The organism is Rhodococcus sp. 24CO (assembly GCF_050586165.1).
Taxonomy (GTDB): domain Bacteria; phylum Actinomycetota; class Actinomycetes; order Mycobacteriales; family Mycobacteriaceae; genus Rhodococcus_F.
Genome location: NZ_JAZFNF010000002.1, coordinates 555,725 through 569,718 on the forward strand (window position 1 = coordinate 555,725; position 13,994 = coordinate 569,718).

Consider the following 13,994-nt stretch of genomic DNA (forward strand, 5'->3'; position numbering starts at 1 on the left):
CACCCTTTCGGATTAGTTGGACGTCCGATAATCTATCGTTCATGAGCCTGGACCCGCGTACCAACACCATCGACGGAGTGCTTCGGCGCTCGGCAGCCAAATACCCGGATCGGGTGGCCGTTGTTTTCGAAGACCGCTCGCGCACGTATCGAGAACTCGACGAGGCGGTAACGCGGGTCGCGGCGCATCTCGTCAACCTGGGTTTGCAGCACGGCGATCGTGTGGCCGCGTACGGAACCAACTCCGACGCGTATGTCATCGGGTTCCTCGCGTGCTGCCGGGCAGGATTGGTCCACGTTCCGGTGAATTACGCGCTCAAGGGTGATGAACTGCGCTACCTGGTTGCCCAGTCCGGCGCTCGGGCGGTTCTGGTGGATCCGGCATTGTTGCCGACGCTGGACTCGGTGCGTGGCGATCTCGATATCGACCACGTTGTGCCGCTGCGTGACGACACGAATTCGGTGGTCACCATCAGCGCCGCCGGCGAGGTTCCGGCATTCGAACCGCGGGCGTCGTCAACCGATCTCGCGCAGTTGCTCTACACATCGGGTACAACGTCGAAGCCCAAGGGCGCGATGATGACTCACGCCGCGCTGGTGCACGAGTACGTGTCGTCGGTGATCGCGCTCGGGCTCGACAAGGCAGATAACCCTTTGATCTGCATGCCCATGTACCACTCTGCGGGAATGCACGTGTTCATGCTTCCGTACCTGTCCGTCGGGGCGACGGTCAACGTGATGGCAGCCCCGGACATCCCGGAGATTCTGCGCCGCATCGAGGCCGACAAGATCGGCTCGCTGTTCCTCGCTCCCACTGTCTGGGTGCCGCTGGCCAATCATCCCGATCTCGACACGCGGGATCTGTCGTCGCTGAAGAAAGCGCAGTACGGTGCGTCGATCATGCCGGTCACCGTGCTGAACCGTCTGCGCGAGCGTTACCCCGACATCGGCTTCTACAACTGCTTCGGACAGTCCGAGATCGGCCCGCTGGCAACCGTTCTGCTGCCGGACGAGCACGCGGATCGGCCGTCGTCGTGCGGTCGGGCAGTGTTCTTCGTGGAAACCCGCGTTGTCGACGCCGAGGGCAACGATGTTGCGGACGGCGTCTCCGGTGAGGTTCTCTACCGCTCGCCGCAACTCTGCAATGGCTACTGGGAAAATCCGGAAGCAACCGCAGAAGCCTTCCGCGACGGCTGGTTCCATTCCGGCGACTTGGTCGTGCGAGACAGTGAAGGATTCATCACCGTCGTCGACCGCATCAAGGACGTGATCAACACGGGCGGCATTCTCGTCGCATCCCGTGAAGTCGAAGACGCCATCTACACGCATCCGGCGGTTGCCGAAGTTGCCGTCATCGGCACACCCGACGAGAAGTGGATCGAAGCGATCACCGCAATCGTCGTCCTCAAGGACGGTCAGGACGCCCTGACGCCGGAGGTCTTGATCGCCTATGTGAAGGAGAAGATCGCTCCCTTCAAGGTGCCCAAGCACATTCGCTTCGTGCAGGAGCTTCCCCGCAATCAAAGTGGGAAGCTGTTGAAGCGGGAACTGCGCACCGTCTAGTAGACCTGCCTGCCGCCGATGATCGTGGCTAGTACCGACGGAGGCTGCGAGTCGGAGATCAGAACCAGATCGCCCGCCGCGCCGACTCCTGCTCGGCGCGGCGGGCCGCCTGGATCCCCGGGACGGCCGAGATAGGCGTCCAATGCGGTGTTGTAGTCGATTGTCTCCGCATCGCCCAGAACAGTGCCCGCGGGCGTCACGCGCGTCTGCGACGCTGCGATAACCGTCCACGGGTTGAGGGGTCCGTACGGCGCATCGCTCGAAAAAGCTACCGGCACAGATGCATTCAGCAAGGATTGGCAACGGTACAGATCCTGGTGGTCGATGGCAGCCACATGTTCGAGGTAGTCGTCGCCTCGGTCGGCAATGAACCCGGGCTGGGTTACGACGGCCAAACCGAGGCGATTGATCTCGGAGATGGATTCGAGTGGTATCAGTGCGCCGTGTTCGATCCGATCACCGGGGATTGTGCCGATTTCACCGAGTACGGACAGCAAGATCAGCAGAGCTTCGCGGCTGACGCTGTGTGCTGCAATCGCTCGCCCGAGCGAGTGAGCGGACGAGACGACGGTGGCCAACTGTTCGAGATCGGGAAGTCCGGAATCGGCGAGCACGATCTTGTAGGGACCGACGGATGGTTCCGTCGACGGCAGTGAGGCACCGAGTGGTACGCCGAGGAGATGGACTCGTTGTGGTAGATCTCCTGAAGACATTGCTGTGCAGATGGATTCGATGCTCTCTCGAGCGAGGTCCGGTGTTGCATCAGTTACTGCAGTGACGCCGAGCCGTGACAGTTCGGTCCCCACATCGCGCAACGGCGGTGGGGCATTTCCCGGAATCTGCGCTCGGAGCCAGGAATCTGCGCGCCACACTCGGCCGGTCGGTTGTCCGGCTGCATCGCGTTCGATACCGGGATGGTCTGCCCGTTCCAATCCGGACGCAACGACGCCCGCTGTGTTGAGCACCCACATTGCGCCACTGCGATGTTGGATACGAACAGGTCGTGATGCGTGAAGATGATCGAGGGCTTCGCGATCGAGATCGCCCGCTACCGATTCGAAGTATCCGACACCTCGCACCCAGCCATCGGAACCCGGTGAAACCTGCAGTGCGGCAGCTAGTTCTCCGGAATTTCGGACGGCGGGCGGGCCACATTCCACTGAATTTCGTCGGGCAGCCAGCGCATGTAGGTGGATGTGGTGATCACACAGGCCGGGAATGATCTGATTGCCGTCGGCATCGAGGACGTCCTCGCCGTGGCGAGTCAGTCCGCGGCCGATCTCGGTGATCACGCCGCCCGTGATGCGAAGGTCGAGGCTGTGATGGCCACCGACAGAACAATTGGTGATCAGCAGATGGTTCACGGGGCGACGATTCCGAGGCCGCGGAGAACGGCGTGTGTGTCAGAGCCGGAGGTGGACGCACTGCCGACGTACTGGCGTTTCTCCGGAATAGCCACAGTGCACGATGGGGGCAACGGAGCATCGGTTCCGTGGGTGAGCGTCGACGCGACGAGGTCGGCCATCGAGAGGTCCCAGAGGTATCCTGCGCCGGTGGGCGTCTCCGACATGGCGAGGGCGGCTGCCATGAGTCCGCTCAGGGGATCGGCTATCGCGTCGCCGACAAATACGGGCGCACCTGAATTATCTTGTGCAACAAGACCACTTGATGCTGCGACGTCGTCACCGAATCCGATGCGAGCGGAGTTTCTTCCTGCCGCAGTGATGGAGATCCAGGTGGTACCGGATGCGGCCGCAGCTTCTGCGTCGAGCCCGAAGCCCGCGAGTGCGCGTGGCCGCGACGCCTCGATAACGATGTCTGCGCGTTCAACGAGCTGCGCCAGCGCCGACCTGTCGGGAGCGGCACTCGGATCGAGGACGACGGATTCGTGCCCGGCATGCAGCAATGTGTAGAACTCGCTGTTACCGCGACGTGCTCCGTCCGGTCTTGTCGGGGTCTCCACCTTCACGACCCGCGCGCCCGCCGCTCCGAGTAGGTGTGAGCACAACGGACCTGCCCACAGCGCGCTGAAGTCGACTACGAGCAAATCCTCGACCGATCGCCGGGTGGTAGGCATAGGAACCGACGTAGTCGAATGTGTTACCGGAGCGGCCGCCAACCCGAGCAGGGATGCGCGCTCGGCCAGATCGGTTCCGGGATGTGTGGCCAGCCAGGCACTTACCGCAGGCCAGGGATCATCGTCGATCTCCGCGGAGATCAACGCTCCGAGAAGAATCGGGTCGTCCGGTCGAGCACAGGACACGGCCGCCCAGCCATCCCGTGTGGGGAGGAGGCGGCAACTGCCTCCGAGGGAGACGGAGCCACTGCGGGTAAATCCGGTGAATGCCGCGCGTTCGGAAAGGAAGCGGGCTCCATCTTCGTTGCCGTTGATGAATTCACCGAGGTGCCGCGCCAGGGTGGCGGCGTTTCCGGGGGGAATTCTGGGAGATTCGTTGGGGGAACCGGTAAGTGGCACTATCCCGCTGCCGAGCCAGTCGAGGACCCGACGGTCCTCGTCCGCGTCATCGGGCCAGGCAAACATTCTCCGATGTTACACTCCGAAAAGTATTACCGGAAAAGGTATCCCGCGTGCAGAACTGTCGTCGGGTGCAGGAAGCCGAGCGATGATTCGGCGCTCGAGAAGGATGAAGATGGTCAACCAGATGCACGCGCTGTCGCCGCAGGACATTCTCGACGGCAGGATCGATCTTCCACTTCTTGCAGACGGTGGCGCACTTGATAATCCAGTGGTCCTGGTCGACTTGGACGAGGAGTTCTCTGAGGACGTAGCCCGTGCGGTGTCGGCAAAAGTCTTCGAATCCGACCGTGTTGTTCTCGGGCGGTACACGGGCCGTACACCGGATGCCGCAACAAGAACACTGGCGCGGTCGCTCGACTCGACGGTGTCGACAGTATTGGCTGACAATGTCCGAGAGTTTGTAGGCGTCGAAGACCCCGACGCTGAACTGGCGTATGTCCTCGACCGCTTCCAGGAAAATCCTTATGCGTCGGTTGTTGCCTCGCAGGTTCTGCGCTTGGGTGAAAATCTGTCCATCCCGGCTGCTCTTGACGTTGAATCTCTGGCCTACTCGACGCTGTTGGGGACTCCGGACTTCAACCGGTGGATCGCCGGACGCGGGCCGCGGCCGCTGCCGCCCCCAGCGCCGCAGGAACCTGTACTGATCGAGCGCCGAGATGGGTTGTTGCACATCACGCTCAACCGGCCGGAACGTCGGAACGCCTACGGGGCGCAGGTGCGTGACGGACTGGTCGCAGCATTACAGGTCGCCGTGATGGACTCCGGTATCGAGAAGGTTCTGCTCGATGGCGCTGGGCCGTCGTTCTCCGCGGGCGGCGATCTCGACGAGTTCGGTACCACTCCGGATTTGGCTATCGCGCATCTGATTCGAACGCGATCGGGAGCTGCGCGGCTGATGGCGCGCCTGTCCGATCGACTCGAGGTACAGGTTCACGGAAGTTGTGTGGGAGCGGGCATCGAGGTTCCGGCCTTTGCTGCCGACGTGTGTGCGCACCCGGATACGGTGTTCCGCCTACCCGAGATCTCGATGGGTTTGATTCCCGGAGCGGGTGGCACTGTGTCGATTCCGCGCCGGATCGGGCGCTGGCGCTCCTACCACCTGTTTCTCTCCGGTGCGGCGATCAATGCGGAGCGTGCGCTCGACTGGGGCCTGATCGATTCGATAGCGCCGATATAGGCATCGCCTTACCTTCGGTTCGTTTGCAAGTCTTTGACTCGTAATGCTCGACCGTATTGACTTTCGACAGACGCATCAATGTGGAACGAGCAAGGTGAGTGGTGGGTATGCAGGTCGACGCGGACGACTTCGCCGATATCTTGGCGACGGCAAGGGAATTCATCCGGAAGGAAGTTGTCCCCCGTGAGCAGGAGATAGCCGATACCGATGCCATTCCGGAGGACATCCGGAAGAAGGCTGCCGATATCGGACTGTTCGGTTACGCCATTCCCCAGGAATGGGGTGGTCTGGGCCTCGACCTCACACAAGACGTGGAACTCGCGATGGAGTTCGGGTACACGTCGCTGGCTCTGCGCTCGATGTTCGGTACCAACAACGGAATCGCCGGACAGGTACTCGTCGGCTTCGGCACCGATGAGCAGAAGGCGGAATGGCTCGAACGCATCGCATCGGGTGAGGTAGTCGCGTCCTTCGCCTTGACCGAGCCCGGCGCGGGATCCAACCCCGCGGGTCTGCGCACCAAGGCGGTCCGCGGCGGGAGCGACTGGGTGATCACCGGCAACAAGCGGTTCATCACCAACGCTCCGACAGCGCAACTGTTTGTCGTGTTCGCACGCACGCGTCCGGCTGACTCGGACGGTCCCGGAATCGCGGTCTTCCTGGTCCCGGCCGATACCGAAGGTGTCACGGTGGGGCCGAAGGACAAGAAGATGGGCCAGGAAGGTGCCTGGACCTCCGAAGTCAGCTTCGACAACGTACGCGTCCCCGCATCGGCCCTGGTCGGTGGCGACGAAGACACCGGGTATCGCGCTGCAATGACTTCATTGGCTCGCGGACGCGTTCATATCGCCGCCTTGTCGGTGGGAGCGGCCCAGCGAGCCCTCGATGAATCTGTCGCCTTTGCCACCGTCACGGAACAGGGTGGGACCGTGATCGGTGACTTTCAATTGGTCCAGGCGATGCTCGCCGATCAACAAGTCGGTGTGATGGCCGGCCGGGCAATGGTCCGTGAAGTTGCGGCGCGCTACGTCAGCGGCGAGGATCGTCGACTCGGGCCGTCAGCGGCAAAGCTCTACTGCACGGAGATGGTCGGAAACGTAGCCGACCTTGCCGTCCAGATCCACGGGGGCAGCGGATACATGCGCGGCGTTCCTGTCGAGCGGATCTATCGGGAAGTGCGGTTGCTGCGCCTGTACGAGGGAACCAGCGAAATTCAGCGGTTGATACTCGGCGGCGGTCTTGTGTCGCAGGCAAAGAAGCAAGCGAAGTAACACCAGCACGGATTTTCTTCAACTGACGAATGGGGTAGACATGGGACTGTTGGACGGCAAGGTGACGGTAGTTACCGGCGGCGCACAGGGTATCGGTTTCGAAATTGCCCGAACCTTCATCAAAGAAGGTGCCACCGTAGTGATCGGCGATATCAACGAGACCGTCGGCGTCGCTGCGGCAGCTGAACTCGGTGGTGACTCCGTGGCGCGGTTCGTTTCGTGCGACGTTCGTGACGCCGGCCAGGTCGAGGCAATGCTCGATCTGGCTGAAAGTGCTTTCGGCCCGGTCGATGTCATGGTCAACAACGCCGGCATGACCCGCGACGCGACGATGCGGAACATGACCGAACAGGACTTCGACGATGTGATTGCCGTACATCTCAAGGGTGCGTGGAACGGAACTCGCGCAGCCGCGGCCCGCATGCGCGAGCGTGAGACGGGGTCGATCGTGAACATCTCGTCGATCTCCGGCAAGGTCGGCATGTTGGGGCAGACCAACTACTCGGCCGCCAAAGCCGGAATCGTCGGTCTGACGAAAGCCGCTGCCAAAGAGGTTGCGTTCAAGAATGTTCGGGTCAATGCCGTCCAGCCTGGATTGATCCGCACAGCGATGACCGAGGCGATGCCAGAGCGCGTCTGGAACAGCAAGCTGGCCGAAATTCCGATGGGTCGGGCAGCGGAGCCGTCCGAGGTCGCGTCCGTAGTGGTGTTCCTCGCGAGTGACATGTCCAGTTACCTGACCGGCACCGTCCTGGAAATTACGGGTGGGCGTCACATCTGACGCGCGTGCTTCAATTCGGAAATGAACTCTGACATGGGACAGTCGCATTCGGATCTCCCACTCGACGGGATTACCGTGGTGGCGTTGGAACAAGCCGTTGCGGCACCGCTCGCCAGTCGGCATCTCGCGGACATGGGTGCTCGCGTGATCAAGATCGAGCGGGTCGGTGAAGGCGATTTCGCTCGTCACTACGACGGCGCGGTGCGCGGTCAGGGCTCACACTTTGTGTGGCTCAATCGTTCCAAGGAATCGATAGCCGTCGACGTCAAGTCGGAGGCGGGCCGTCGAGTCGTGCTCGATCTCATCGCGGAAGCCGACGTGTTTTTGCAGAACCTCGCTCCGGATGCTGCAGATCGACTGGGCTTCGGTGCGGACACGCTCCGCGCAGAGTTCCCTCGGCTCATCGTGATCAACATGTCGGGATATGGCAGCGCCGGACCACGTCGTGAGCGCAAGGCGTACGACATGTTGGTGCAGGCCGAGACCGGCATGATCTCGGTGACCGGAACACCCGAGACGGCTACGAAAACGGGTGTTCCGGTTTCCGACATCGCAGCCGGGATGTACGCACTGACATCGATATTGGGTGCCTTGTTCCGTCGGGAGAGAACGGGCATGGGCGCAACGGTCGACGTGTCGATGTTCGACGCGACCGTCGAGTGGCTCGGCCACCCGATGTACATGAAAATGTATGCAGACAAGCAGATTCCGCGAGTCGGGCTCGGGCATGCGGCCATCGTTCCTTACGATTCGTTCCCGACGTCGGACGGTGAGATCCTCATCGGAGTCCAGAACGAGCGCGGATGGCGCGCACTCATGGTCGACGTGTTCGGGCGGGAAGATCTGGTGGATCATCCGCGGTATGCCACCAATATCGTCCGGGTCGAGAATCGTACCGAGGTGGATGACATGGTCGGATCACTCTCGCGGCTGTATTCGACAGCAGAACTGGATAAGCGTCTGGCGGCAGCGGGTGTGCCCGCAGCTGCATTGAACGACATGGGCGGATTGCTGAAACACCCTCAGCTGGAAGAGCGTTCGCGGTGGCGATCCGTGGGGACCGAAGTTGGGCCCATCGACGCAGTGCTACCACCGATGACCTTCTCAGACGTGGAAATGAAGATGGGCGACGTGCCCTCCCTGGGTCAGCACACCGAGTCGATTCTGACGGAGTTGGGGCGCACTGCCGATCAGATCGCGGATCTTCACCGAGACGGATCGATCGGATAGCGCCCCAACGCTTTATCGTCGTAGGTTCTCGAAGACCGCGGCGATGCCCTGGCCGCCGCCGATGCACATGGATTCGATTCCGTAGCGGCCCTGGCGACGGTCGAGTTCACGCAGCAGGTTCGCGAGGATTCGTCCGCCGGTAGCTCCGACGGGGTGGCCCAGTGAGATGCCGGAACCGTTGACGTTGAACCGTTCGAGGAGATCTGTTTCGGTCAGACCCCAGGCGCGGGCGCAGGCGAGGACCTGAGCGGCGAATGCTTCGTTGACTTCGATCAAGTCGATGTCGGAGAGCTGCAGATCGACCCGCGAGAGTGCTTTCGCCACGGCAGAAATGGGACCGATGCCCATGCGGTTCGGCTCGACTCCGGTGACGCCCCAGCTGACGAGTTTCGCGAAGGGGCGCAATCCCAGCCGTTCGGCATTGGCGGGCGTGGTGACGATGGCCGCTGCGCCGCCGTCGTTCTGCCCGCAGGCATTTCCGGCGGTGACGGTCGCGTCCGGGTCGACGCGGCTACGCAGCGGACGTAGTGCGGCGAGGTCGGACAGTTGCACATCTCGCCGCGGGTGCTCGTCCTGGGTAACAACTTTCGCCCCGCCGCGGCGGGATGGGACGGTGACGGGAATGATCTCCTCGTCGAAGTATCCCTTGTCCTGTGCGTTCACGGCACGCTCGTGCGAGCGAAGCGCGTAACGGTCCTGCTCGTCGCGCGAGATCGCATATTCGCGTCGTAGATTTTCGGCTGTTTCGATCATGCCGCCTTCGACCGGGAAATTAACGCCTCCCGAGTTGGTGCGGGGCTTGGCCAAACGGTCGTGGAACTCCACCGACGGTTTCTTCGTACCCCAACGAATGTCATTGGAATAGAATTCGACGCCACTCATGCTCTCGGCGCCGCCGGCGATCACCAGATCACTCATGCCGGTCTGAACCTGCATGGCCGCGTAGATGATTGCCTGCAAACCGGATCCGCAACGGCGGTCGAGTTGAATTCCGGGAACCGAGACGTTCAGTCCGGCGTCGAGTGCTGCGATGCGCCCGATGGCGGCGGCCTCGCCGTTTGCGTAGCCCTGACCGAAGACGACGTCGTCGATGTCGGCGGACTGGAGTCCGGTCCGCTCGATCAGTCCCCGCATCACGGTGGCTGCAAGCGTGGTTACCGGAACGTCTTTGAAGACACCGCCGAAGCCGCCTACTGGTGTACGAACGGGTTCACAGATGACTGCGTCATACATGGAATGCGCCTGTCGGGAGAGTGTGGACGAGGAAGTGGCGTTAGAGAAATACGAACGCGTGCCCTCGAATATTCAGCACAGGCGTCGTGATTGTCAACAGCAGTAGAAGTGCTGCTCGGACATAGTTTTTCCCTAACCGTTCGTATGGTTGTCGAACTTTGACACCCCTGTGTTTCGGGGATTGAATGGTCGGAGGATCTCCCTCGATGAACAGGTGGAACAGTGACGCGTTTGGCGCAGACTGCAGGATTGACCGAGACGCAGAACGACATCATCGGTGCCGTGCGTGAATTCGTCGATCGTGTGGTGATTCCCGCAGCGCAAGAACTCGAGCACACCGACACGTATCCCACGGACATCGTCAAGCAGATGAAAGACATGGGTCTGTTCGGTCTGACGATCGACGAGGAGTTCGGTGGCATCGGCGAATCACTCCTGACGTACGCACTGTGCGTCGAGGAATTGGCGCGCGGCTGGATGAGCGTGTCCGGTGTCATCAACACCCATTTCATAGTGGCGCACATGATTTCGGCACACGGGACGCCGGAGCAGAAGGCGAACTACCTGCCGCGTCTGGCTACCGGGGAGCTCACCGGTGCTTTCTCGATGTCGGAGCCGGCTCTGGGTTCCGACGTTGCTGCCATCTCGACCAAGGCGAAGCGCACCGAATCCGGCGACTACGTGGTGAACGGGCAGAAGATGTGGCTGACGAACGGCGGTTCGTCGACGCTGGTGGCTGTGCTCGTGAAGACGGACGAAGGAGCGGAGAAGGCGCACAACAATCTGACGACGTTGCTGATCGAGAAGCCTGCCGGGTTCGGTGAAGTTCTTCCCGGCCTGACCATCCCCGGCAAGATCGAGAAGATGGGCTACAAGGGCATCGACACGACGGAGATGGTCTTCGACGGTTTCGAGATCGGCGCCGACGCGGTTCTCGGCGGCAAGCCCGGCGTCGGGTTCCGGCACATGATGGACGGCGTCGAGGTCGGCCGGGTGAATGTGGCGGCGCGTGCGTGCGGTATCGCGCAGCGTGCTTTCGAACTTGCGGTGACGTATGCAAAGCAGCGTGAGACATTCGGTAAGCCGATTGCCGAGCATCAGGCCATCGCGTTCCGTATCGCGGAGATGGGTACCAAAGTCGAAGCGGCCCATCTGATGATGGTGAATGCGGCTCGGCTCAAGGATTCGGGTGAACGAAACGATGTTGCTGCCGGTATGGCAAAGTACCTGGCCAGTGAGTTCTGTGCCGAAGTCACCCAGGACAGTTTCCGAATTCACGGCGGTTACGGGTACTCCAAGGAGTACGAGATCGAGCGCTTGATGCGTGAGGCGCCCTTCCTGCTGATCGGCGAGGGCACCAGTGATATCCAGAAGCAGATCATCAGCAAGGGGCTGCTGCGCTCGTATAGCTGAACCGACACTGTCCCGGCTGCAGTGACATCCTTCGACCTGCCGATATAGGTCTGAGCTATGGCTCTATGCGTCTACTCGTCTTTGTGGCGCGGGCCATAGCGATGGTCGACTGTTCCAGTACCGCCGCTGCGTTCTGTGCTCGGTGAGTACCTGAAACTCAGGAGCGTGATGTGAGCGAGCTTCACCTACCCAACCGGATACGCCAGTCGGCGTCGACACGGCCGTTTGATCCGGCGATCACGTGCGGCGACCGGACGTTGACATGCGCCGACCTCGACGCCGAGACCAATGCGCTCGCGAGTGCACTGGTGGGAGTCGCCACGGACGGTGCTCGTGTTGGCGCCTTGTTGAGGATGGGACTCGAAGGAGCAGAGGTCTTCATCGCGTGTGCAAAGGCAGGCGCGGTCTTCATTCCGTTGAACTGGCGGCTCAGTCCGCGGGAACTCGTGGACATCGCCGAGGACGCAGAACTCGACGTGTTGATTGTCGACGACGAGTTCGCGGTAGGGGCAGCCGCGATTGCCGCAGTGTTATCGGAGGTGACGGTTGTTGCCGTGGGACATCAAGGGGGCGTGACAGATTCGCGAACCTGGGCGGAGTTTGTGGCGTCAGGGACGGGCATCGACCCCGGACTGGGGCACGATCCGGACACCGCGGTTCTGCAGCTGTACACGTCCGGGACCACCGGACGACCCAAAGGCGTCGTCGCCACGCACCGGAATCTGTACAACGAACCCGAGGGTTTCGAAGTGTACGAATTCGTTTCGAATGCAGTGGCTCTCGACGCACTTCCGCTCTTTCACATCGCCGGCGCAGGCTGGATGAGTACGTGTCTGTCGGCCGGGGTGCCGATGGTGCTACTCGGAGATATGGCGCCGGCGCGGGTGGCTGAAGCCATTGCAACACAACATGTCACCCATGCATTTCTGGTACCGGCGGTAATTCAGACACTGGTGGATCTGCCCACTCTCGAGGGTTTCGATCTGTCCAGCTTGGAGGTGGTTGCGTACGGGGCATCGCCGATCACGCCGGCACTCCTGGCTCATGCGATTCAGGTTCTGAACTGCAAGTTCGTTCAGCGCTACGGGATGACCGAGACAACAGGGTCGGTGTCGGTACTTCGCGCATACGACCATCACGTCAGTGGACCGCGCTCCGGGTTACTGCGGTCTGCCGGAAAGCCGATGATCGGCGTGGAGATCTCCATTCGTGACGTCATGACGGGTGAGGAACTGCCGCCCAACACCTCCGGTGAGATCGTCGCGCGCAGCCGAAACAACACGCGCGGATATTGGCGACGTGAACGTGAGAGCGCCGAATTGTTCACCCACGACGGCTTTCTTCGAACAGGCGACGCCGGGCACCTGGACGACGAGGGCTACCTGTTTGTCACCGACCGTCTCAAGGACATGATCATCACCGGCGGCGAGAACGTGTATCCGATCGAGGTGGAATCGATTCTGGCCGAGCATCCTTCGGTTGCGGAAGTAGCAGTGGTCGGGGTTCCCGACAAACGCTGGGGTGAATCCGTCACGGCGGTGGTGAAACTGGTCGACGGTGCCGATGTGCCCAGCGTCGGTGAGCTGATCGACTTCAGCACAGCAAGATTGGCGTCGTACAAGAAACCCCGACAGATCCACTTCGTGGACTCCCTGCCGCGCAATGCGAGTGGGAAACTGCTCAAGTCGAGCCTGCGAACCATGCTGAGTGCGAGCGGAGAAGCATCGTGATCGTGACCGAAGACGTCGGTGTTGCACAACGCGAGGCGTGGGCGAACAATGTTCTTCCGCCGGTAGAGCAGGTACGCGACGGGTTGTGGTCCATCCCGGTTCCCATGCCGGACAACCCTTTGCGGTACGTGCTCGTCTACGCACTCGCGCTCGACGACGGGCTTGCGCTTATCGATGTCGGTTGGGATCACGAACAGTCGTGGCAGGCTCTCGTCGACGGCATCGCGTCGATCGGTTACCACGTTTCCGAGGTGCGGTATGCGGCAATCACGCACCTGCATCCTGATCACTTCGGTCTGGCACCGCGCCTTCGGCACGTCAGCGGCGCAACACTGGCAATGCATGTGGCTGATGCGACGCTACTCGGATACCGCGGTCCCGAGCAGGCCCGCGAGGACATCACCGGCTGGAATGTGCAACTGTCCGAACTCGGAGCACCGACTGAAGTACTCGACGCGTCTCGGGTCGATCTGGTGCGGTTCGGCGAGCATGAATCCCTCGACATTGTTCTGGGCGATGGGGATTCACTCGATCTACCGGGATGGAATCTCCGCGCGCAATGGACGCCGGGGCACACACCGGGACATCTCTGCTTCGTGGAAGAGGACAGGGGCTTGTTGTTCAGCGGTGATCACATGCTGCCGCGGATCAGTCCGAACATCTCCACGGTTCCCGGTGAACTCGAGAATCCGCTGCATCGCTACCTGCTCTCGCTCGAGGCAACAACAACCCTGGGCGAATGCGAGGTGCTGCCTGCACACGAGTACCGATTCCGCGGGATCGCCGATCGCGCACGTCAGTTGATGGGACATCACGAGGAGAGGCTGTCGGAAATCGTGGCGGCCGTTGCGGCCGAACCCGAATCGACGGCCTGGGAACTGTCGCGCACGATTTCCTGGTCGCGCCCGTTCGATCAGATGTCGCCGCGACTACTTCGCTTGGCAGTCCGCGAAACCCACGCTCATCTGGTGGTGTTGGCCAAGCGCGAGATGGTGACCGCGTCCGGTCGTTCGCCCGTGCGATGGACTCTTCGCGCACTGTGACCATTGAAAAATCCT

At 61.6% G+C, this 13,994-nt stretch carries 11 protein-coding genes; 8 read left to right on the forward strand and 3 right to left on the reverse strand.

Going from position 1 to position 13,994, the window contains the following annotated elements; genetic code table 11:
• Nucleotides 1-41: 41 nt before the first annotated feature.
• Nucleotides 42-1,562, forward strand: a complete 1,521-nt coding sequence (locus tag V2B23_RS06870; RefSeq protein WP_430949655.1) for an acyl-CoA synthetase — start codon at nucleotides 42-44, stop codon at nucleotides 1,560-1,562.
• On the opposite strand, the gene V2B23_RS06875 is transcribed toward V2B23_RS06870, so the two are convergent.
• Both V2B23_RS06875 and V2B23_RS06880 read right to left on the reverse strand, forming a co-directional pair.
• A complete protein-coding gene (locus V2B23_RS06875) occupies nucleotides 1,559-2,926 on the reverse strand; it encodes an amidohydrolase family protein (RefSeq protein ID WP_430949656.1) in 1,368 nt (455 codons plus the stop codon). The genes V2B23_RS06870 and V2B23_RS06875 overlap by 4 nt on opposite strands.
• Complete coding sequence (locus tag V2B23_RS06880; protein ID WP_430949657.1) at nucleotides 2,923-4,104, reverse strand: CoA transferase; 1,182 nt, start codon at nucleotides 4,102-4,104, stop codon at nucleotides 2,923-2,925. Before V2B23_RS06880 ends, V2B23_RS06875 begins: the two co-directional genes overlap by 4 nt.
• 109 nt (nucleotides 4,105-4,213) lie before the next feature.
• Between V2B23_RS06880 and V2B23_RS06885 the strand changes: the two genes are divergently transcribed.
• The 4 genes from V2B23_RS06885 (at nucleotide 4,214) to V2B23_RS06900 (ending at nucleotide 8,560) form a co-directional block, all read left to right on the forward strand.
• Nucleotides 4,214-5,278: an enoyl-CoA hydratase/isomerase family protein gene (locus V2B23_RS06885; RefSeq protein ID WP_430949658.1), complete on the forward strand. Its 1,065-nt coding sequence runs from the start codon at nucleotides 4,214-4,216 to the stop codon at nucleotides 5,276-5,278.
• A gap of 107 nt (nucleotides 5,279-5,385) precedes the next feature.
• A complete protein-coding gene (locus V2B23_RS06890; protein WP_430949659.1) occupies nucleotides 5,386-6,549 on the forward strand; it encodes an acyl-CoA dehydrogenase family protein in 1,164 nt (387 codons plus the stop codon).
• Between the two features lie 40 nt (nucleotides 6,550-6,589).
• Nucleotides 6,590-7,330, forward strand: coding sequence for a 3-oxoacyl-ACP reductase FabG (gene fabG / locus V2B23_RS06895; RefSeq protein ID WP_430949660.1), 741 nt, complete (start codon nucleotides 6,590-6,592; stop codon nucleotides 7,328-7,330).
• A gap of 21 nt (nucleotides 7,331-7,351) precedes the next feature.
• On the forward strand, nucleotides 7,352-8,560 hold the full coding sequence (locus V2B23_RS06900; protein WP_430949661.1) for a CaiB/BaiF CoA transferase family protein: 1,209 nt from the start codon (nucleotides 7,352-7,354) through the stop codon (nucleotides 8,558-8,560).
• Between the two features lie 12 nt (nucleotides 8,561-8,572).
• On the opposite strand, the gene V2B23_RS06905 is transcribed toward V2B23_RS06900, so the two are convergent.
• Nucleotides 8,573-9,793, reverse strand: coding sequence for an acetyl-CoA C-acetyltransferase (locus V2B23_RS06905; protein ID WP_430949662.1), 1,221 nt, complete (start codon nucleotides 9,791-9,793; stop codon nucleotides 8,573-8,575).
• Nucleotides 9,794-10,015: 222 nt separating this feature from the next.
• On the opposite strand from V2B23_RS06905, the gene V2B23_RS06910 reads away from it, so the two are divergent.
• The 3 genes from V2B23_RS06910 to V2B23_RS06920 all read left to right on the forward strand — a co-directional run bounded on the left by V2B23_RS06910 (nucleotide 10,016) and on the right by V2B23_RS06920 (nucleotide 13,979).
• Nucleotides 10,016-11,206, forward strand: coding sequence for an acyl-CoA dehydrogenase family protein (locus tag V2B23_RS06910; RefSeq protein ID WP_430949663.1), 1,191 nt, complete (start codon nucleotides 10,016-10,018; stop codon nucleotides 11,204-11,206).
• A gap of 170 nt (nucleotides 11,207-11,376) precedes the next feature.
• The gene (locus tag V2B23_RS06915) at nucleotides 11,377-12,936 is read left to right on the forward strand and encodes an AMP-binding protein (RefSeq protein WP_430949664.1); all 1,560 of its coding nucleotides are present in this window, start codon (nucleotides 11,377-11,379) and stop codon (nucleotides 12,934-12,936) included.
• Entirely contained in the window at nucleotides 12,933-13,979 is a 1,047-nt protein-coding gene (locus tag V2B23_RS06920; protein ID WP_430949665.1) for an MBL fold metallo-hydrolase, read from the forward strand. Before V2B23_RS06915 ends, V2B23_RS06920 begins: the two co-directional genes overlap by 4 nt.
• The last annotated feature ends 15 nt before the right edge of the window (nucleotides 13,980-13,994 follow it).